General features: G+C 74.8%; 20 protein-coding genes. 7 read left to right on the top strand and 13 right to left on the bottom strand.

The window, feature by feature from the left end; genetic code table 11:
• The first annotated feature begins 84 nt into the window (after positions 1-84).
• Positions 85-372, top strand: coding sequence for a type II toxin-antitoxin system Phd/YefM family antitoxin (locus tag BM339_RS25245; protein ID WP_021599495.1), 288 nt, complete (start codon positions 85-87; stop codon positions 370-372).
• Between the two features lie 33 nt (positions 373-405).
• Here the strand turns inward: BM339_RS25245 and BM339_RS25240 are convergent, their stop codons facing one another.
• Positions 406-1,209 carry a glycerophosphodiester phosphodiesterase family protein gene (locus BM339_RS25240; protein ID WP_021599496.1) on the bottom strand — a complete coding sequence of 268 codons (804 nt, stop codon included), beginning with the start codon at positions 1,207-1,209 and terminating at the stop codon, positions 406-408.
• Positions 1,210-1,325: 116 nt separating this feature from the next.
• On the opposite strand from BM339_RS25240, the gene BM339_RS25235 reads away from it, so the two are divergent.
• Entirely contained in the window at positions 1,326-1,547 is a 222-nt protein-coding gene (locus BM339_RS25235; RefSeq protein WP_021599497.1) for an EF-hand domain-containing protein, read from the top strand.
• Positions 1,548-1,565: 18 nt separating this feature from the next.
• Here the strand turns inward: BM339_RS25235 and BM339_RS50825 are convergent, their stop codons facing one another.
• The 6 genes from BM339_RS50825 to BM339_RS25205 form a co-directional block, all read right to left on the bottom strand.
• Positions 1,566-3,416, bottom strand: a complete 1,851-nt coding sequence (locus BM339_RS50825; protein ID WP_075022421.1) for an MFS transporter — start codon at positions 3,414-3,416, stop codon at positions 1,566-1,568.
• A gap of 142 nt (positions 3,417-3,558) precedes the next feature.
• Positions 3,559-4,344: a rod shape-determining protein gene (locus tag BM339_RS25225; protein ID WP_075022420.1), complete on the bottom strand. Its 786-nt coding sequence runs from the start codon at positions 4,342-4,344 to the stop codon at positions 3,559-3,561.
• A gap of 5 nt (positions 4,345-4,349) precedes the next feature.
• Positions 4,350-4,688 (bottom strand): TraR/DksA family transcriptional regulator, encoded by a 339-nt coding sequence (locus BM339_RS25220; RefSeq protein ID WP_021597740.1) that lies wholly within the window; start codon positions 4,686-4,688, stop codon positions 4,350-4,352.
• Positions 4,689-4,810: 122 nt separating this feature from the next.
• On the bottom strand, positions 4,811-5,362 hold the full coding sequence (locus tag BM339_RS25215; RefSeq protein ID WP_021597739.1) for a TrmH family RNA methyltransferase: 552 nt from the start codon (positions 5,360-5,362) through the stop codon (positions 4,811-4,813).
• Positions 5,359-5,973: a class I SAM-dependent methyltransferase gene (locus BM339_RS25210; RefSeq protein ID WP_075022419.1), complete on the bottom strand. Its 615-nt coding sequence runs from the start codon at positions 5,971-5,973 to the stop codon at positions 5,359-5,361. Before BM339_RS25210 ends, BM339_RS25215 begins: the two co-directional genes overlap by 4 nt.
• A gap of 39 nt (positions 5,974-6,012) precedes the next feature.
• On the bottom strand, positions 6,013-6,627 hold the full coding sequence (locus tag BM339_RS25205; protein ID WP_021597737.1) for a QsdR family transcriptional regulator: 615 nt from the start codon (positions 6,625-6,627) through the stop codon (positions 6,013-6,015).
• Positions 6,628-6,782: 155 nt separating this feature from the next.
• Between BM339_RS25205 and BM339_RS25200 the strand changes: the two genes are divergently transcribed.
• Positions 6,783-7,913: a serine hydrolase domain-containing protein gene (locus BM339_RS25200; protein WP_075022418.1), complete on the top strand. Its 1,131-nt coding sequence runs from the start codon at positions 6,783-6,785 to the stop codon at positions 7,911-7,913.
• A 26-nt stretch (positions 7,914-7,939) separates the two neighbouring features.
• On the opposite strand, the gene BM339_RS25195 is transcribed toward BM339_RS25200, so the two are convergent.
• The 3 genes from BM339_RS25195 to BM339_RS25185 are packed head-to-tail and all read right to left on the bottom strand — an operon-like array spanning position 7,940 to position 10,937.
• On the bottom strand, positions 7,940-8,887 hold the full coding sequence (locus BM339_RS25195; protein WP_021597735.1) for a VWA domain-containing protein: 948 nt from the start codon (positions 8,885-8,887) through the stop codon (positions 7,940-7,942).
• A complete protein-coding gene (locus BM339_RS25190; protein ID WP_075022417.1) occupies positions 8,884-9,924 on the bottom strand; it encodes a DUF58 domain-containing protein in 1,041 nt (346 codons plus the stop codon). The genes BM339_RS25195 and BM339_RS25190 overlap by 4 nt, the downstream gene beginning before the upstream one ends.
• The gene (locus BM339_RS25185; RefSeq protein WP_021597733.1) at positions 9,921-10,937 is read right to left on the bottom strand and encodes an AAA family ATPase; all 1,017 of its coding nucleotides are present in this window, start codon (positions 10,935-10,937) and stop codon (positions 9,921-9,923) included. The genes BM339_RS25190 and BM339_RS25185 overlap by 4 nt, the downstream gene beginning before the upstream one ends.
• A 200-nt stretch (positions 10,938-11,137) precedes the next feature.
• On the opposite strand from BM339_RS25185, the gene BM339_RS25180 reads away from it, so the two are divergent.
• From BM339_RS25180 to BM339_RS25170, 3 genes are all read left to right on the top strand, one after another.
• Positions 11,138-11,893 (top strand): hypothetical protein, encoded by a 756-nt coding sequence (locus tag BM339_RS25180; protein ID WP_075022416.1) that lies wholly within the window; start codon positions 11,138-11,140, stop codon positions 11,891-11,893.
• 86 nt (positions 11,894-11,979) lie between these two features.
• Positions 11,980-12,645 carry a LysE family translocator gene (locus BM339_RS25175; RefSeq protein WP_075022415.1) on the top strand — a complete coding sequence of 222 codons (666 nt, stop codon included), beginning with the start codon at positions 11,980-11,982 and terminating at the stop codon, positions 12,643-12,645.
• A 63-nt stretch (positions 12,646-12,708) separates the two neighbouring features.
• Positions 12,709-14,358: a DUF885 domain-containing protein gene (locus BM339_RS25170; protein ID WP_075022414.1), complete on the top strand. Its 1,650-nt coding sequence runs from the start codon at positions 12,709-12,711 to the stop codon at positions 14,356-14,358.
• Between the two features lie 31 nt (positions 14,359-14,389).
• Here BM339_RS25170 and BM339_RS25165 read toward each other — a convergent pair whose 3' ends face one another.
• Together BM339_RS25165 and BM339_RS25160 are read right to left on the bottom strand one after the other, a co-directional pair.
• On the bottom strand, positions 14,390-14,686 hold the full coding sequence (locus BM339_RS25165; protein ID WP_143118586.1) for a hypothetical protein: 297 nt from the start codon (positions 14,684-14,686) through the stop codon (positions 14,390-14,392).
• A 108-nt stretch (positions 14,687-14,794) separates the two neighbouring features.
• Complete coding sequence (locus BM339_RS25160; RefSeq protein WP_256255447.1) at positions 14,795-15,772, bottom strand: alpha/beta hydrolase; 978 nt, start codon at positions 15,770-15,772, stop codon at positions 14,795-14,797.
• 461 nt (positions 15,773-16,233) lie between these two features.
• Here BM339_RS25160 and erm point away from each other — a divergent pair, with 461 nt between their 5' ends.
• Complete coding sequence (gene erm / locus BM339_RS25155) at positions 16,234-17,004, top strand: ErmE/ErmH/ErmO/ErmR family 23S rRNA (adenine(2058)-N(6))-methyltransferase (protein ID WP_075022496.1); 771 nt, start codon at positions 16,234-16,236, stop codon at positions 17,002-17,004.
• Between the two features lie 88 nt (positions 17,005-17,092).
• Here erm and BM339_RS25150 read toward each other — a convergent pair whose 3' ends face one another.
• Positions 17,093-18,550: a benzaldehyde dehydrogenase gene (locus BM339_RS25150; RefSeq protein ID WP_075022412.1), complete on the bottom strand. Its 1,458-nt coding sequence runs from the start codon at positions 18,548-18,550 to the stop codon at positions 17,093-17,095.
• Between the last annotated feature and the right edge of the window lie 83 nt (positions 18,551-18,633).

Below are 18,633 nucleotides of genomic sequence, written 5' to 3'. Positions count from 1 at the left end.
GTACGCTACGTACGTAGGGACTCTAGACCCGTGGGACGCGGGCGGCCAGAGGAAGATCGGGTATTTCGCTATACGATGAATCACGTGGATGTTCCGGTAACCGAAGCACGTGCCCAGTTCGCGGACCTGGTGAACCGGGTCGCCTACACCGGCGAGCCCGTGAAGCTGACGCGGCGCGGCCGGGTGATGGCCGCCCTGGTCTCCCCGGAGGACCTGGAGCTCCTGGAGACGATCCGGTCCCAGCGCCTCGACCTGCAGGTCGGCGGGACGGTTCCGCCGGGGCAGCCGTCCCGGCCCGCCGAGCGGCCGCAGCAGCCCGCGCGGCCGATGCGCGTCGCGGCCGAGTACCGCCCGCCCGGCTTCAGGCCCTGAGCGTCGCCCGCCGCGGGCGGGAGGCGCGCCGGGTCAGGACGCGCCGGCGGGGCCGGGCCAGAGGCCGCGGGCGGACATGATGCGGCGCAGGGTGACCAGCTCGTCGGTCATGATGCCGTCGATGCCGAGGTCGAGCAGGCGCTCCATGGCGGCGGGGTCGTTGACCGTCCAGGCGTGGACCTGCAGGCCGAGCCGGTGGGCGTGGTCGACGAACGCGGCGGTGACGAAGGGGACGGGCCCGAGGCCGTAGGGCACCTGGGCGCAGGCGACGCCGGTGGCGGCGAGGCGGACGAGCTTGGCGGCGGGCCCGCCGTAGGACTTGGCGCGCAGCGCCATCAGCCCGCGCGGGCCGAGCGCCATGCACACCTCGCGGTCGGTGAACATCGGGAGGCGGGCGCGCATCTGCGCCAGCCGGCGGGTGGAGAACGACGTGATGCACACCCGGTGCCAGGCGTTGGTGCGGTGGAGCGTCTCGGCGAGCGGGCCGATGACGGGGGCGTCCTTGAGGTCGATGTTGACGCGGGCGTCCGGGAAGGAGCCGAGGACGTCCTCCAGGCGGGGGATGGGCTCGGCGCCGTCGATGCGGGCCTTCTGGACCTCGGTGAAGGGGAGCCGGGCGATGGCGCCGGTGCGGTCGGTGACGCGGTCCAGGGTGCGGTCGTGGAAGGCGACGACCACGCCGTCGGCGGTGGCGTGCGCGTCGGTCTCCAGGTAGCGGTAGCCGAGGTCGAGGGCGCGCTGGAACGCGGCCATGGAGTTCTCCGGGCGCCCGGCGCCGCCGCGGTGGGCGAAGGGGATCGGGCCGGGATGGTCGAGGAATTCGTACGAGCGCCGCACCCGACCGATTATGGCGGACCTTGCGCCCCAGGTTGACCTTACTGTGTAAAGGCCACGGGTGGTGAAGGCCCAGTGCTAGCGTCGGCGCCGCAATCGATCAACGAAGGAGCACGCGCATGGCGGACGTGGACGAGTACCGGGCGACGTTCGAGCTGGTGGACGTGGACGGCGACGGCTACATCTCGACCGACGAGCTGAAGAACCTCATGACCAGGCTCGGGCAGGACGTCACCGACACCCGCGCCGTGGAGGTGGTCGTGGCCGCCGACGCCAACCGGGACGGCAGGATCTCCCTGGAGGAGTTCGCCGAGCTGATGGAGCGGACCGCGTCCCGGTGACATCGGCGGCCCGGCCGGTCAGCCTGTCCGGCGCCGTAGTTTGAGGGCGTTGTCGGTGCGGGTCATGGTGCGCCCGTCCGGCGCGGTCTGGACGCGCTCGTGCTCGCCGCTTCGCAGGACCTCCCATCCGCCGTCCGGGAGCCGCAGGGACAGCCTGACCTCCTCCGGCGTCGGCAGGTGCACGCCGCCGTGGGCGTCGGAGTCCCAGGGCGGGGGACCTGCGTGGCCGACGATGAGCAGGACCCCGCCGGGCGCGACGGCCGCGGCGGCCGACCGCAGGATCTCCTCGCGCGGCATGTCGGCGGGGGAGTGCAGGAACTGCGCCGAGACCAGGTCGTAGGTCCCCTCGGGGAAGGACACGGCGAGGTCGTGCCGCTGCCAGTCGACGCGGTCGGCGACGCCGGCCTCGGCGGCGTGGCGGGCGGCGCGTTCGAGCGCGACGCCGGAGATGTCGGCGGCGGTGACGCGCCAGCCCCGCCGCGCCAGCCAGATCGCGTCGGCGCCCTCGCCGCAGCCGAGGTCCAGGGCGGTGCCGGGCTCCAGCCCGGTGACCTCTTCGACGAGGACGGCGTTGGGGTCGCCGCTCCACAGGTGGTGGTGCTCGGAGTATCGGCCGTCCCAGTACTCCTGGTGGGTGGTGGTGTCGTCCATGCCCTGATCGTGCGCCGCACCGGCCGGTTTCCGCGAATCGTGTTGCCGTTTCGGCAACGCGAGCAGCAGCGCCGGGGCGAGGAGGGCGGGGGCCGCGGCGAGGACGTAGCACGCCGGCAGCGGGAAGGTGTCCAGGGCCGCTCCGGTGGCCGCGGTCCCGCCCGCGGCGCCGAGGTTGAGCGCGGTGTTCACCCAGGCCATGGCACGGGTGCGGGCGCCCGGCGGCGCCGCCTCGTCCGCCAGGAGGTAGGCGGTGGTCAGGGCCGGGCCGACGAACAGCCCGGCGGCGCACGCCAGGGCGGCCAGGGCCGCGGTGGACGGCGCCAGGCCCGCGGCGGCGGGGGCGAGCCCGAGCGGGACGAGGAGGACGGCGAGGCGGGCCCGCCCGGGGGCGGGAAGGCCGAGGGCGCCGTAGCCCAGGCCGCCGATGGTGCTCCCGGCGGCGACCGCGGCCTCGACCCACGCGACGGCGCCGGGCTGGTGGTGGCGCTCGGTGAAGGCGATGGCGAGCAGCCCGGTCGAGCCGAGGACGACGCCGGTCGCCGCCGCGGCCACCGCCGGGGCGGCCGGGAAGATCCGGGTGCGCGGCCCCCGGCGCGGTGTCACCGGCCGCGGTGCCGGCCGCGGGCCCGCGGCCGGTGAGGTGACCATGCCGGCGGTGCCGGCGGCGATCAGGACGGCGCTGACCAGGATCCCGAGGGACGGCGCGGCGGCCGCCGCCAGCAGCCCCGCCAGGAGCGGCCCGGCGACGAACACCAGCTCCTCGGAGACGGTGTCGAGGCTGTAGGCCCGGCGCAGGAGCGGGCCGGCCGGCAGCAGGCCGCTCCACAGCGTCCGCATCACCACGCCGACCGGGGGAGCGGTGACACCGGCGGCCATGGCCAGCACGGCGAGCAGCGCGAGGGGCGCTCCCGGGCGCCAGGTGAGGGCCGCGAAGGCGGTGAGGACGAGGGCGTAGGCGGCGGTCATCGGGGGGAGGGCGCGGCGCGGCCCGTGCCGGTCGATGAGCGCGGCGCGCACCGGCGACAGGACGGAGACGGTGAGGCCCTCCAGGGCCACGAGCGCGCCCGCCTGGGCGTAGGAGCCGGTGGAGGCGGTGAGCGCCAGGGTCAGGGACAGGAAGACCGTCCCGTAGGACAGGCGTCCGAGAAAGGCGAGCGCGAAGGTGCGGGATGCGTGGGGTGTGCGCAGGACGGCCGCGTACGACGACGATGTCACGGGGGAGTTCCTCAGAAGGGGCCCGGAGGGGGCGGACTGCGGGGATGCCGGAGGCCGCCGTCACATGTGCGACGGCGGGGGCGTCCTACGCAAATATGAGGAACTGCACGGGATGATCATAGCGCGCGGCGGCGCGGGCGGGTCAGGTGTCGGTGAGGCGCCAGGCGTCCGGGGCGCGGCAGGCGTGGGCGAGGCCGCGGACGGTGGCGCGGGCCGGGTCGCGGGCGATGGTGACGGTGAGCCCCATCTCGGCGGTGAGGCGTCCGGGCAGGGACGGCAGCCGGGCGCCGCCGCCGGTGAGCACGAGCCCGACGTCGCGGGCGGCGCGCCGCAGCGGTGCGGGCAGGTCGTCCAGAAGGTGCCGGACGCATGCGGTGAGCCGCGCGCGGACGTGCTCGGGCAGCCGGGGCAGGGGGTGGCCGGGCCGGTGTTCGGGCAGGTACTGGATGGACCGGACGGAGTGGACGCGGCCCCTGATGACGACGGCGGTCTCGACGATGCCGGCGCCGATGTCCACGACGAGGCGGGGGCGCGGGTCGCCGAGGCCGATCCCGGCGCCCACGGCGGCGGCGAGCGGGGCCTCCAGGGTCCGGACGGGGCAGCCGGCGGCCGCGCGGACGGCGCCGGTCGCGCGGCCGAGCTGGACCCTGCTCGCGGCGGAGGGCACCGCGAGCAGGATCTGCCGCAGGGCGAGGCCGGGGCCGGCCTCCAGCAGGACGAGCCGGGTGAGGCGGGTGCAGGCCCGGGCGTCGGTGACCATGCCGTGCTCGATGGGGCGGGCGGCGGCCGTCCGGACGTCCCCGCCGGCGGCCTGGAGGCGGCCGGCGGCGGTGGCGGGACGGTCGATGATCATGTCCAGGGCGGGCAGGACCGCGCGGACGCGGCTGCTGCCGAGGTCGAGGCCGGCGCTCGGTTCCGCGGCGGGCATGGCGGTCAGCGTCGCCGCTGCTGGCAGCCGACGCAGCGGCGCGCGTAGGGGATGATCTCCAGGCGGCCTTCGGGGACGGTGCCGCCGCAGTCCTCGCAGCGGCCGTAGGTGCCGTCGGCGAGGCGGGTGAGGGCGGCGTCGATCTCCCGCAGGGCGTCCTGGAGGGTGTCGCGGCGGGCGTGGGCGCCCTCGTCGGGTTCGGGCCCCCGCTGGTGCTCCAGGACGGCCAGCTGCGCGACGCGGGTGCGGCGCTCCTGCTCCAGCAGGTCGCGTGCCCGCCGGGCCGCCGCTCCGCCGGGCGGGTACCCGCCGGGCGCACCGTTGACCGCGCTGTTGACCGTCATCGCTGTGGGCTCCCTTCGGCCTTCGGGGACAGGGCATGGCGAACCTCCACCATGGGTGTAGGGGACGCTTCCGGCCATGGGTGGCGGCACCCATTTGTGAAGGGGGCGCGGGTGCAGTGGGGTCAGGCGCTCCACTCGCGGCGGCGGGCCTCGGCGAGGGCGATGGCGGTGGCGACGGCGACGTTGAGGGAGCCGACGCGCCCGATCTGCGGGATGTAGGTGACGGCGTCGGCGGCGGCGAGCAGGGCGGGGGAGCAGCCGTGGTCCTCGCCGCCGACGGCCAGGCAGACGTCGCCGTCGAGGGGGGCCTCGTGGAGGGGGACGGCGTCGGCGGTGAGCTCGACGGCGATGAGGCGCAGGCCTTCCTTGCGGACGGCGGCGGCGGCCTCGGCGGGGGTGCCGGCGTGTTCCCAGGGGACGAGCCGTTCGGTGCCGAGGGCGGTCTTGGCGACGTTGCGCTGGGTTGGGGGCGTGGCGTTGCCGGCGAGCCAGAGGTGCTCGACGCCGAAGACGGCGGCGCTGCGGACGATCGAGCCGATGTTGAACGGCTGGGTGACCGATTCGACGAGCAGGCCGAGGCGGGCGCCGGTGCGGCGGCGCCAGTCGCGGTTGAGGCGCTTGACGTCGGTGGGGCGCAGCTGGCGGCGTCCCTGCGCGGGGTCGGGGGTGGTCATCGGGTGGGGCCTTCCGTGCGGGGTGCGACGCGCAGGACGCGGTAGGCGGACCGGGAGGCGATCCGCTCGGTGGGGAAGCCCTGGCCGCCGAGCCACCGCTGGAGGGAGTCGGAGCCGAGGTGCTTCTGGACGACGAGGTGGGCGAGGCCGCCGGGGGTGAGGCGGGGGAGCCAGGAGAGGAGGAGGTCGTGCAGGGCGGCCTTGCCGATGCGGATCGGGGGGTTGGACCAGATCGCGGCGAAGCGCAGCGCGGGGTCGGCGCTGTCCGCCAAGCTGAACCTTACATTGTCAAGGCCGGCGGTTTTGGCATTCTCCTCAGCGGCATCCAACGCACGCTGATTCACATCCACTCCCAGAACCCTCGCCTGAGGCGAACGCTTGGCCATGGTGAGGGCGATGGGGCCGTACCCGCAGCCGAGGTCGAGGAGGTCGCCGGTGGCGGGGGGATCGGGGACGGTCTCCAGCAGGACGCGGGTGCCGGGGTCGACGCGCTCGGGGGAGAACATGCCGCTGTCGGTGGTCAGCCGCAGGTGCATGTCGGGCAGGACGAGGTCGACGGTGCGGCGGTGGCTCGCGGCGTCCGGGCGTTCGGCGAAGTAGTGTTCCCCCACGTCCGCCGACCGTACCAGCGGCGGCGGCCCGATGCGGAGTCAGCGCAGGAGGGCGCGCAGGACGGCTCCGGCCCGTTCGGCGTCGGGCTCTTCGCCGGTGATGACGCGTGTATGTATGTACGACTCGGTGATGCGCACCGCCGCGTAGGCGAGATCGTCCAGCGGCACCTCGTCCGACATCAGCCCGGCCGCGCGGTCTTCGGCGATGAGGTCGCGGACCAGGGCGAGGTAGCGGCACTCGTACTCGCCGGACGCGCTGGTCAGCAGGGTGAGCGCGAGTTCCGGCTCGTCGTGCAGGAGGCGTTGCATGCCGCTGTGGTCGTTGACGTCGCGGACGAACATGGTGAGCGCGGCCGCCGCGCGGGGGCCGTCGGCGATCTGCCCGCGGTAGGCCTCGAAGCTCTTCTGCGTGGCGGACCACAGGATCTCGGTGATGAGCTGCTCGCGTGAGCCGACCCACCGGTAGAGGGTGACGCGGTTGACGCCGACTTCGTCGGCGAGGCTCTGCATTTCGATGCGCCCGCCCGCGGCGAACCGCCGGCGGGCGGCCGCGAACGCGTCCAGGACGGTGGGCCGGCGGCGGGCAGGGCCTTGGCCGAGCGCGCGCTGCAGGGCGGTGCCGCCGGTGGCCGTGGTGCCTGGTCGTTCGGTCACCGTGCAGACTCCTTCGCCGCCGTCCGTGTGTTCGGCCGTGCCGCCAGGGTTGCACCGGTGGGGAGGGGGTGCCAAACTGCAACACAGACCCATAAATGTTGCATGATGCAGCGATCATATCCCAACGTTGCGTTCAGCGCAGGGAGGAGCCCCCCGTGGTCGAGGTGCAGGGAAAGGTCGACGCCGCGCTGGAGCAGGTGCGGGACGTGTTCGCGCAGCGGCTGGATTCGGGTGAGGAGCTCGGGGCGAGCCTCGTCATCGACGTCGAGGGGCGCACCGTGGTCGACATCTGGGGCGGGTGGTGCGACACGGGGCGCCGGACCCCGTGGACAAGGGACACCATCACCAACGTGTGGTCGACGACCAAGACGGTGACCAACCTCGCCGCGCTGATGCTGGCCGATCGGGGGCTGCTGGACCTGTACGCGCCGGTGGCGAAGTACTGGCCGGAGTTCGCCGAGAACGGCAAGGAGCGCGTCGAGGTCCGCCACGTCCTCGGGCACACCTCGGGTGTGGCGGGCTGGGAGGCGCCGTTCCGGCTTGCGGACATGTACGACCGGGACGCCGCGACGGCGCGGCTGGCCGCGCAGGCGCCGTGGTGGGAGCCGGGCACGGCGTCGGGGTACCACGCGCAGAACCAGGGCCATCTGGTGGGGGAGCTGGTGCGGCGGGTGTCGGGCAGGTCGTTGCGGGAGTTCGTGGCGGCGGAGATCGCCGGTCCGCTGGGCGCGGACTTCCAGGTGGGGGCGGTGGAGGGCGACTGGGGGCGGATCGCGCCGGTCGTCCCGCCGCCGCCCGAGGGGGGCGCTCCGCAGGAGGGGAGCGTGGCGTTCAAGGTGTTCACGGGGCCGGTGCCCGATCCGGAGGCGGCCAACACCGGGGCGTGGCGGCGCGCGGAGCTGGGGGCGCTGAACGGGCATGGGAACGCGCGGTCGGTGGCGCGGATCCTGTCGGCGGTGTCGCTGGGCGGGACGGTGGACGGGGTGCGGCTGCTGTCGGCGGACGGGCTGGAGGCCGTCTTCGACGAGCAGAGCCATGGGGTCGATCTGGTGCTGGGCGTCCCGTTGCGGTTCGGGGTCGGGTACGCGCTTCCGGAGGCCGAGACGGTGCCGTACGTGCCGCGGGGGCGGGTGTGCTACTGGGGCGGCTGGGGCGGTTCGCTGATCATCATGGATCTGGAGTCGCGGACGACGATCGCGTACATGATGAACCGGATGGCGCCGGGTGTGATCGGTTCGGACCGGTCGGAGGCGTACGTGCGCGCGGCGCTGGAGTGCCTGTCCTGAGCGTGCCCGTCCTGAGCGTGCGGGTGTCAGGGGAGGCGGGAGAACCAGGCGAGGGAGGTGCCGCCTGCGGCGAGGGCGAACAACAGCGCGATGCCGATGTAGCGGGCGGCGACGTCGCGGTGCTCGGTCTTGAAGCCGAGGGAGGTGCCGATGTTGCGGTAGACCTCGCGGAGCTGCCCGCCGTCGGCGGCCTCGTAGGCCTTGCCCTGGGTGCTTTCGGCGAGGGTCTTGAGGGTCTCCTTGTTGACCGAGACGCTTGTGGTCTCGCCTTCGATGTCGACGGTGCCGTAGGGGGTGCCGAAGGCGATGGTGGAGACGGGGATCTGTGCGGTGCGGGCGGCGTCGACGGCCTCCTGGACGGAGCGTCCGGTGGTGTTGTCGCCGTCGGAGAGCAGGACGATGTGGGCGGGTGGGGGGTCCTGGCGGGCTTCGGCGTCGAAGGAGCGGACGGCCTGCAGGGAGGTGAAGACGGCTTCGCCGATGGCGGTGCGCTTGGCGAGGGCGAGCTGGTCGAGGGAGGCGACGGCGGCGTCGCGGTCGGCTGAGGGGGCGGCGACGAGGTTGGCGTTGCCGGCGAAGGCGACGACGCCGACGTTGAAGCGTCCGGGGAGTTCGTCGATGAAGTTCTTGGCGGCGGTCTTGGCGGCGTCGAGGCGGCTGGGGGTGACGTCCCTGGCCATCATGGACAGGGAGACGTCGACGGCGACCATGATGGTGGCGCGGTCGCGGGGGACCTTGACGGAGCTGGCGGGGCGGGCGAACCCGATCATCATGAGGGCGATCATGATGAGGAAGAGGGTGGCGGCGACATGGCGGCGCCAGCCGGGTCGTTTGGGGGCGACCTGGGAGAGCAGGGCGAGGTTGGTGAAGCGGACGGCGTAGCTGCGGCGGCGGAGCTGCAGCAGCGTGTAGGCGGCGGCGAGGAGCGGCAGGAGGCCGAGGATCCAGAGGCGTTCGGGTGACAGGAAGGTCATGGGCGCGCTCCCGCTGTGGTGAAAGGCCGGCCGGCGGCGCGGCGCTGGCGGAGGGCGAAGCGGGCGATGTCGGCGATCCAGTCGCGGTCGGTGCGCAGGATGAGGTGGTGGGCGCCGCTGCGGCGGAGGGCGGCGCGGGTGTGCTCGCGCTGGGCGGCGGCCGCTGCGGCGTATTGTTCGCGGACGCGGCGGCTGAGGACGATCTCGTGGACGGTTCCGGTCTCGGGGTCGGTCATCTCGACGAGGCCGACGTCGGGGAGGTCGAGTTCGCGGGGGTCGATGATCTCGATGGCGAGGACCTGGTGGCGGGCGGTGAGGCGGCGCAGGGGGCGTTCCCAGGCGGGTTGGCCGTGGGGTCCGTCGGGGCTGGTGTCGGCGCCGTCGGGGTGGAGGAAGTCGGAGATGACGACGCGCAGGCCGCGGCGGGTCTGGCCGCGGTCGAGGGCGGTGATGGCGGTGGCGAGGTCGCGGGGCGGGGCGGTGGTGGCGGTGCGGGCGGAGCCGCTGCCGGGGGTGGCGTCGTCGACGGATCGGGCGTCGAGGGCGGCTTGGAGGAGGGCGTAGAGGGCGGCTTTGCCGGTGCGGGCGGGCCAGCGTCGCATGCCGTCGGGGTGCAGGAGGTAGGCGCCGGCGCGGTCGCCGAGGCGGAGGGTGAGGAAGCCGATGGCGGCGAGGGCGGCGACGGCGAGGTCGCGTTTGATCATGGTGTCGGTGCCGAAGTCCATGCTGGGGGTGAGGTCGGCGAGGATCCAGGCTTCGAGTTCGTGGTCGGCGATGAGGTCGCGGACGTGGGGGGTGGTGGTGCGGGCGGTGACGGCCCAGTCCATGTGGCGGACGTCGTCTTCGCCGGGCTGGTAGAGGCGGGCTTCGGCGAGTTCGGTGCCGGGGCCGGGCAGGAGGCCGAGGTGTTCGCCGTTGAGGAGGCCGTCGAGGCGGCGGGTGACCTGGAGTTCGAGGCGGCGCAGGGTGCGTTCGGGGGCGAGGTGGGCGAGTTTGCCGCTGCGCCGGCGGCGGGTGGTGGTGGGGCGGGGGTTCATGCGGTGGTCACCGCCGCCGCTCCGTGGTTCCACACGACGCGGGGCGGGGGGACGGCGGCGAGGATCTGGGCGATGACCTCGGCGGTGTCGACGCCGTCGGCGAGGGCGTCGAAGGTGAGGACGAGGCGGTGGGACATGACGTCGCGGGCGACGGCGCGGACGTCGTCGGGCAGGACGTAGTCGCGTCCGGAGATGAGGGCGAGGGCGCGGGCGGCGGAGGCGAGGCCGAGGGTGGCGCGGGGGCTGGCGCCGATGTCGATGACGCCGCGCAGGTCGGGGAGGCGGTACTGGTCGGGTTCGCGGGTGGCCATGACGAGGCGGACGATGTAGTCGGCGATGAGTTCGTGGACGGAGACCTCTTCGGCGGCGCGTTGGAGGCCGGCGAGGCCCGCGGTGTCGAGGATCTGGGCGGCCTCGGGCGGGTCGACGCTCATCCGCTGGAGGATCTGGAGTTCCTCGTGGGCGGCGGGGTGGTGGACGTCGATCTTCATGAGGAAGCGGTCGCGCTGGGCTTCGGGGAGGGGGTAGACGCCTTCGGATTCGATGGGGTTCTGGGTGGCGAGGACGATGAAGGGGTTGGGGAGGGGGTAGGTGTTGCCGCCGAGGGAGACCTGGCGTTCGGCCATGACCTCCAGGAGGGCGGACTGGACTTTGGCGGGGGCGCGGTTGATCTCGTCGGCGAGGACGAAGTTGACGAAGACGGGGCCGAGTTCGACGTCGAACTGCTCGGTGGAGGGGTGGTAGATCCGGGTTCCGACGATGTCGGAGGGGACGAGGTCGGGGGTGAACTGGAGGCGGGCGAAGGTGCCGCCGACGACTTGGGCGAGGGTGCCGACGGCGAGGGTCTTGGCGACGCCGGGGACGCCTTCGATGAGGCAGTGGCCGCGGGCGAGGAGCGCGACGATCATGCGTTCGACCATGTGTTCCTGGCCGACGATGACCTTCTTGACCTCGGCGAGGGTGTTCTGCAGGAGTGCCGCGGCCTCGTCGACGTCGGTGGCGGCGATGGTCATGTGGGTGTCCCTCACTGTCCCTCGGTAGCCCCGTTCTGGTGTGCCGGGTGACGCGTTTCGACCCTACGCGATCACTTGTACCCGTTCGTTCGGGATACGTGCGCGTCGCCGGTGATCGGTTGAGGGTCCGGTGTGCCCGGTGTGCGGGGGTGGGGCCGTCCTGGCCCTGATGGTAGGGCGTGGTTGTTAGTGTTGCGGCCATGTCGAGGCCGTTGCCGCCGGGGGATCCCGCTCAGCTGGGGCCGTTCCGTTTGTCGGCGCGTTTGTCGGAGTCCGCCGCCGGGATCGTGTTCCTGGGGGTGGACGGTGAGGGGCGGCGCGCGAGCGTGGCGGTGCTGAACCAGGGGGCCGCCGGGGATGCGGCGGCGCGGGACCGGTTCCGTGCCGCGATCAACGCGGCGGTGCCGGGTCCGGGGCGTCCGGTGGGGGACGCGGGCGGGGCGGCGCCGGTGGTGGCGGCGCAGCCGGATGGTCCGGCGCCGTGGGTGGCGACGCTGTACGAGTCGGATCGTGCGGGTGCGGAGCGGTTTCTGGAGCCGGTGGTGTTCCAGGGGTCGGGGCGGGCCTGGTGGGGCGGTCGGCGGCGCGGGCCGCAGTTCCAGCCGTACTGGCTGGGGTCGGGGGAGCCGGCGTTGGAGCGGCCGCGGCCGGTGGGGGTTCCCGGGCCGGTGGGGGAGCGTCCGCCGGAGCGGAATCTGGTGGCGGCGGTGCTGGCGTTGGCGGCGGTGCTGGCGGTGCTGGCGCTGCTGATGGGGTTGCTGTTCGCGTGCCAGCCGGCGGCGGAGGAGCCGCCGCCTCCGCCGCCGGAGCCGACGCCGACGTTCCAGCAGCCGTCACGGTCGCCGACGCCGTCGCCGACGTCGCCGACACCGTCCCCGTCGCAGCCGCCCTCGTCTCCGGGGACGCCGTCTCCGTCGCCGTCGGGGACGGGCGGTGACGACGGCGCCCCGCTCTAGGTCCCCGCGGTAGGGGTCTGCGGTAGGGGTCTGCGGGCCGGTGAAGGGCGTTGCGGGCGGGTGCGGGGGCCGGTCAGCATGGGGGGATGCTGGAGAGTCTGGTCGCGTTCGCGGGCGCGGCGGTGTTGATCGCGATGGTCCCGGGCCCGTCGACGGTGGTGATCATGCGTGCGTCGATGCGGTCGGGGCGGCGCGCGGGCGTGGTGACGGCGCTGGGCAACGAGGCGGGCGTGCTGGCGTGGGGCGTGGCGGCGGCGGTGGGGCTGTCGGCGCTGCTGGCGGCGTCGCGGCTGGCGTACGAGGGGCTGCGGATCGCGGGCGCGGTGGTGCTGGTGTGGTTCGGGGTGCGGGCGCTGTGGCAGGCGCGGCGCGGTAGCCGCCCCACCGCTGACACCGCTGACACCGCTGACACTGGGGACACCGTGGACGGGGCGGATGCCGGTCGCGGGGCGGCGGGGTGGCGGTGGTTCCGGCTGGGGCTGGTGACGAACTTCGCCAATCCGAAGGCGGGGGTGTTCGCGGTGTCGTTCCTGCCGCAGTTCGTGCCGGAGGGGTGGCCGGTGGCGGCGGTGCTCATCGGGTTCTCGGTGCTGTGGGCGCTGATCGACCTGGTCTGGTACACGGCGGTGGTGTGGACGGTCGCGGCGGCGCGGCGGGCGCTGGGGCGCCCCGCGGTGCGGCGGCGGCTGGACCAGCTGTCGGGTGTGGTGCTGGTGGGGCTGGGTGTGCGGCTGGCGGCCGAGGCGCGCTGACGGCGCGCCGGTTTGGCACGTTTCCATGATCGCTTTTCGGGGTGGTGGCCGTAGCCTGGTGCGGTGACCGAACTGGATGACCTTGCCGGCCGGTACGTCGAGGAGTTCGCGGCGCTGGACCCGTGCCTGGCGGCGCTGATGGGGATCGCGGGGCAGGACGCGCGGCTGACCGACTACGGGCCGGACGGGGTCGCGGCCCGCGCGGATCTGTCGCGGCGGACGCTGGCGGCGCTCGGCGGCGCCGCGGCCGGTGCCGGTGAGGCGGGGCGGATCGCGGCTGCGGTGCTGCGCGAGCGCCTTGAGGTGGAGGTGGCGCTGGACGAGGCGGGGGTGCGGGAGGGGTTCCTGGACACCACCGACGGGCCCGTCCAGCGGCTGCGGATGGCGGTGGAGCTGCTGGACCGGGGCGCCGGCACCGACTGGGAGGCCGTGCACGCGCGGATGCGGGCGCTGCCGGCGGCGCTGGCGGGGCTGCGGGTGTCGCTGGAGCGGGCGTGCGCCCGGGGGAGTGTGGCGGCGCGGCGGCAGGTGCTGCGCAACGCCCGCGAGTGCGGGGACGTCCCGGCGTATCTGGTGGGTCTGGCGGGGCGGTACGGGGACGGGCCGTTGGCGGGGGCGCTGGGGGAGGCGGCGCGGGCGGCGTCGGCGGCGCTGGCGGAGTTCGCGTCGTTCCTGTCGGGAGAGCTGGCGTGGCGGGCGCCGGAGCGGGACGCGCTGGGCGGCGACCGGTACCGGCTGGGGGTGCGGGACTTCCTCGGGACGGAGCTGGATCTGGCGGAGACCTACGCGTGGGGCTGGGAGGAGCTGGCGCGGATCGAGGCGGAGATGGCCGCCGCGGCGGCGGAGATCCTGCCGGGTGAGCCGCTGCCGGCGGTGACGGCGGCGCTGGACGCCGACCCCGCGTACCGGATCGGGGGCGCGGAGGCGTTCCGGGAGTGGATCCAGGAGCTGGCGGACCGGGCGATCGCGGATCTGGACGGGGTGCATTTCGACATCCCCGAGCCGCTGCGGCGGATCGAGTGCCGGATCTCGCCGGTGGAGGCGGGGATCTACTATCTGGCGCCGGCGGAGGACCTGTCGCGTCCGGGGACGGTGTGGTGGACGCTGGGGGACCCGTCCGCCGATGTGGTGACGTGGACGGTCCCGACGACGATGTTCCACGAGGGTGTGCCGGGCCATCACCTGCAGCTGGGCGTGACCGCGCTGAACCCGGCGCTGAACCGGTTCCAGCGGCTGTCGAGCGAGCTGCACCCGGGGCACAGCGAGGGGTGGGGGCTGTACGCCGAGCGGCTGATGGACGAGCTCGGCCACTACCGGGATCCGGCGCACCGGCTGGGGATGCTGGCGGGCGGGCAGCGGTTCCGCGCGGCGCGGGTGATCCTGGACATCGGGCTGCACCTGGAGCTGCCGATCCCGGCGGGGACGGGCTTTCACGAGGGGGAGCGGTGGACGCCGGAGCTGGGGTGGGAGTTCCTGCGGGCGCGCAAGGGGCCCGACCCCGACGCGGCGGTGGCGTTCGAGATAGACCGGTATCTGGGGCGCCCGGGGCAGGCGATCGCCTACAAGCTGGGGGAGAAGGTTTGGCTGGAGGCGCAGGAGGAGGCCCGGCGCCGGGCGGGTTCGGGTTTCGATCTGAAGGAGTTCCATCGGCGGGCGCTGGATCTGGGGCCGATGGGCCTGGACCGGCTGCGCGCCGAACTCGCCCGTTTCTGAGATCTCCGGGGCGCGGTCGGCGGGGTGCGGGTCAGACGGGTTCGGGCGGGACCGGGAGGTGGCCCAGGCGTTCCCTGGCGTCGACGCCGGTCTCGCGGAGCCAGCGGCGGGTGTTGCGCATCTGCATGACGTCGGCCTGGCCGGCGGCGGGGAGCTCGTCGGGGGCGCCGGTGTCCTGGGGGGTGCTGCCGACGTGGCAGGCCTCCTCGTCGCCGGGCTCGATGACGCGCTTCTGGTAGTCGGGCGGCCACCGCAGCAGCATGCGGCGCCCGCAGGTGGGGCACGCCCACTCTTCCAGCCCTGACTCCTGTGTCCGGACCTTCCTCATTTCGTGCGTCCGATACAAGACGGTGCCTCCTCGACCGTCGGCGGTTAATCGGTTCGCGCAATAGTGATTGCCGACGTCAAGCCGGTTAAACGGCATGGGCAAGCGGCTTTAAGGTCGGGGCCGCGGTGGTTGCGGACGGGCCGGAACCCCGGTGGCGGTGAGGGCGCGGTGGACGGCGGCGCCGATCCCGGCGATCGCGGCGGCGGGGCGGCGCGCGAACGAGCCCCAGCCGAGGAAGCCGTGGTCCAGCCCGGTGCCGGGGACGAGGGTGACGGGCACGCCGGCGGCGCGCAGCCGCGCCGCGTGCGTTTCGGCCTGGGGGCGCAGCCGGTCGTACTCGGCGGTCGCGATGACCGCCGGGGGCAGCGTCGCCGGGTCGGGGTCCAGCAGGGGCGACACCTCCGGCAGGGTGCGGTCGGTGTCGCGCAGGTAGGCGCGCAGGGCCCGGTCGATGCGGGAGGGCCCGAAGTCAAGCCCGTCGGGGTCGGGCAGCGGCGGCGGGGCCTCGCGCAGGTCCACGGCCGGGTACAGCAGGACCTGCAGGACGGGGCGGGCGGGGCCCGCGTGCCGCAGCCGTCCCGCGGCCGCGGCGGCGATCTGCCCGCCCGCGCTGTCGCCGGCGACGCCGACCCGCCCGGCGTCCACGCCGAGGCCCGCCGCGTTCGCCACGACCCAGCGGGCGGCGGCGGCCGCGTCGTCCACCGCGGCGGGGAACGGGTCCTCGGGCGGGCGCCGGTACCCGACCGACACCCACGCGACACCGCTGGCGGCGGCCAGGGCCCGCACGACCGGGTCGTAGGAGTCGACGTCGCCGAGGATCCAGCCGCCGCCGTGGAAGTACACCAGGACGGGCGCCGGGCCGTCCCACGCGGGCCGGTAGAGCCGCGCGGGCAGCGGGCCCGCCGCGCCGTCCACGACCAGGTCCTGGACGGTGCCGGCGGGCGGGCGCGGGGAGCGGGCCAGGTCGGCGGCATGGGCGCGGCGCGCGTCCTCGACCGCGCCGCCGGTCCCGCCGCCTGCCGTGCTGTCGGCGGGACCGGCGAGGCGGTCGCGCATGAACGCCAGGTACTGCGGATCGCGGCCCATCGGCACCCCCCACCGCCGAGCCTACGAGGCGGGCCGGCGGAAAACCTGTTGGGTGCGGCCGTGCGCGGGTCCTAGGATCGCGCGCATGTGCGCCATGACCAAGAGCGCGGCGCGGGTGACCGTCTCCGCCGCCGCGAACGCGCGGCCGCGCGAGCGTCGCCCCGCCCTGGACCACCGGGTGCGCGCCGCCGCCTGACCTTCCGCAGGCGACCGGTCCCCGCGCGCCGCGCGGGTGTCGTTACGCGGCCCCGTCACGGGCCGCATCCCCGGCGCCGCGTCTTTGTGACCGCGCGGTTCCCTTCGCGCCGTGAGCCGGTGACCGTCCTGGGCTTCATCCGATGTCCCTGACCATCGTGGACGGGCCCCGCCGCGCGTTCCCGCGGATTCTCCTGTGGCCCGTCCCGCCGGCCCCGCGCGGCCGGAAGCCCAGGACGGCGACCGTGAACCACCGAATCCGCACCATGCCCCGCGGCCGTGCCTGCCGCGAACTGTCCCAGAACCTCCTGGCCGACGCCGGAGTCATCGCCCGCTACGCCCGGACCGCCGCCGTCCCCGGCGGCCTGGTCGTGGAGGCCGGCGCCGGCGACGGCCGCATCACCGCCGCGCTCGCCGCGCACGCCGCCCGGGTGATCGCCTACGAGATCGACCCGGCGCCGGCCGCGCGGCTGCGGCGCCGCTGCCACGCCCTGCCGCACGTGACGTGCGTGACCGGCGACCTTCTGGCCGCCCGGCCCCCGGACGCCGCGTTCCATCTGGCCGGGAACATCCCGTTCGCGGCCACGTCCCGGATCGTCGGCTGGGCGCTGGGGGCGCCGTCGATGGAGTCGGCGACGCTGATCACGCAGCGCGAGTACGCCCGCAAACGCACCGGCGACTACGGCCGGTGGAGCCTGCTGACCGTGCGGACCTGGCCGCGGTTCTCCTGGCGGCTCGGCGCCCGCGTCCCCCGCGACCGGTTCCGCCCGGTCCCGCGCGTGGACGCCGCCGTCCTGCACCTGGACCGCCGCGACCGGCCGCTGGTGCCGCCCGAGGCGATGCCGGGCTACCTGCACTGCGTCGAGGTGGGCTTCACCGGCAGGGGCGGAACCCTGCACGCCTCCCTGCGCACCGCCCACCCCCGCCACCGGGTCGACGCGGCGCTGCGGGCGGCGGACCTGCCCCGCGGCACGATCGTCGGCCACGTCCACCCCGACCAGTGGATCGCCCTCGCCCGTGTCCTGCACCCCTGGTGACCCGGTCGGCGTCCGGCCGGCCACCCAGTGGCCGGTCGGACGCCAGAGCACCCAGGGCAGACGGGGGCAGACGGGGGTCAGAAGGGGGTCAGAAGGGGTAGGTGGCGATCTCGTCGCGGACCGTGACCCACTGCGTCTCGGTGAACGCCTCGATGTTGGCGTCCGGGCCGCCGAACCGCGACCCGTTCCCCGACGCCGCGACCCCACCGAACGGGACGACCGGCTCGTCGTTGACGGTCTGGTCGTTGATGTGGACCAGGCCCGTCGGGACCGCGTCGGCGATCCTCATCGCCTGCCCGACGTCCCCGAGGATCCCCAGCGACAGGCCGTACTCGGTCGCCGACGCCAGCTCCACCGCCTCCTCCGGCGTGGAGAACGGCACCACCGGCGCGACCGGCCCGAACACCTCCTGCGCGTAGGCGGGCATGTCGGGGGTGACCTCGTCCAGGACGGTCGGCCGGTAGAACAGGCCCTCGTGGGTGCCGCCCGCCGCGAGCCGGGCGCCCGCCGCGACCGTGTCCTTCACCAGCGTGTCGACATGGGCGAGCTGCCCGGCGTCGATGATGGGGCCGAGCGCGACCTGCCCGGTCGAGGGGTCGCCGACCGGGAGCTTGTCGGCCTTGTCGGCCAGCGCCGCCACGTACTCCTCGTGCAGGCTCTCGTGCACCAGGTGCCGCCCCGCCGTCATGCAGATCTGCCCCTGGTGCAGGAACGCGCCCCACGCGCCCGCCGACACCGCGTCGGCGACCCGCGCGCCCGGCAGCACGATCAGCGCGTTGTTGCCGCCGAGCTCCAGGTGGGCGCGTTTGAGGAGCCGCCCGCACACCTCGCCGATCTTGCGTCCGGCGGCGGTGGAGCCGGTGAACGACACCACCCGCACCTCCGGCGCCGCGACCACGGCCTCACCGGTCTCCCGCCCGCCGGGCAGCAGGTGCAGCAGCCCCTCGGGCAGTCCCGCCTCCTGGAAGATCCGCGCGAGCGCCACCCCGCCGGACACCGCCGTGCGGGGGTCCGGCTTCAGCAGCACCGCGTTGCCGAGCGCCAGCGCCGGCGCCACCGACCGCATCGACAGGATCAGCGGGAAGTTGAACGGCGCGATCACGGTGACGACCCCGGCGGGACGGCGCCGCGCCAGGCTCCACCGCGGCTGCGCCGACGGCAGCACCAGCCCCTGCGGGTGCGACGCCAGCGCCGCCGCCTCGTAGCACAGGCTCTCCGCGAAGTGGGTCTCCAGGTCCCCCTTCGGGGGAATCGCCCCGGTCTCCCGCACGATCCAGCCGCCGATCTCGGCGGCGTGCTCGGCGAACAGCCGCCCCGCCTCCCGCAGCACCGCGGCGCGCTCCTCGTAGGTGCGGGCGGCCCAGTCCCGCTGCGCCGCCGCCGCGGACCGCGCGGCCCGCGCCACGTCGGCGGCGGACGCCTCGCCGAGCGTGCCGAGCGTCCCGCCGGTCGCGGGCTCGGTGACGTCGTAGACGCCGCCGTCCCCGGCCGTCCAGCCGCCGTCGAAGATCTTCCCGGTCCAGATGCCGGGGTCGAGCAACGTCATCGTTCCTCCTCGGATGGGTCCGCGCGACGGGGGACCGCGCACGGGGGCGCACGTCCCCGACACCACCCTCACCATGGCGGGTC

Origin of the sequence: Actinomadura madurae, from assembly GCF_900115095.1 — a bacterium.
Lineage (GTDB): Bacteria > Actinomycetota > Actinomycetes > Streptosporangiales > Streptosporangiaceae > Spirillospora > Spirillospora madurae.
This window is presented reverse-complemented; position numbering and strand designations above follow the sequence as displayed.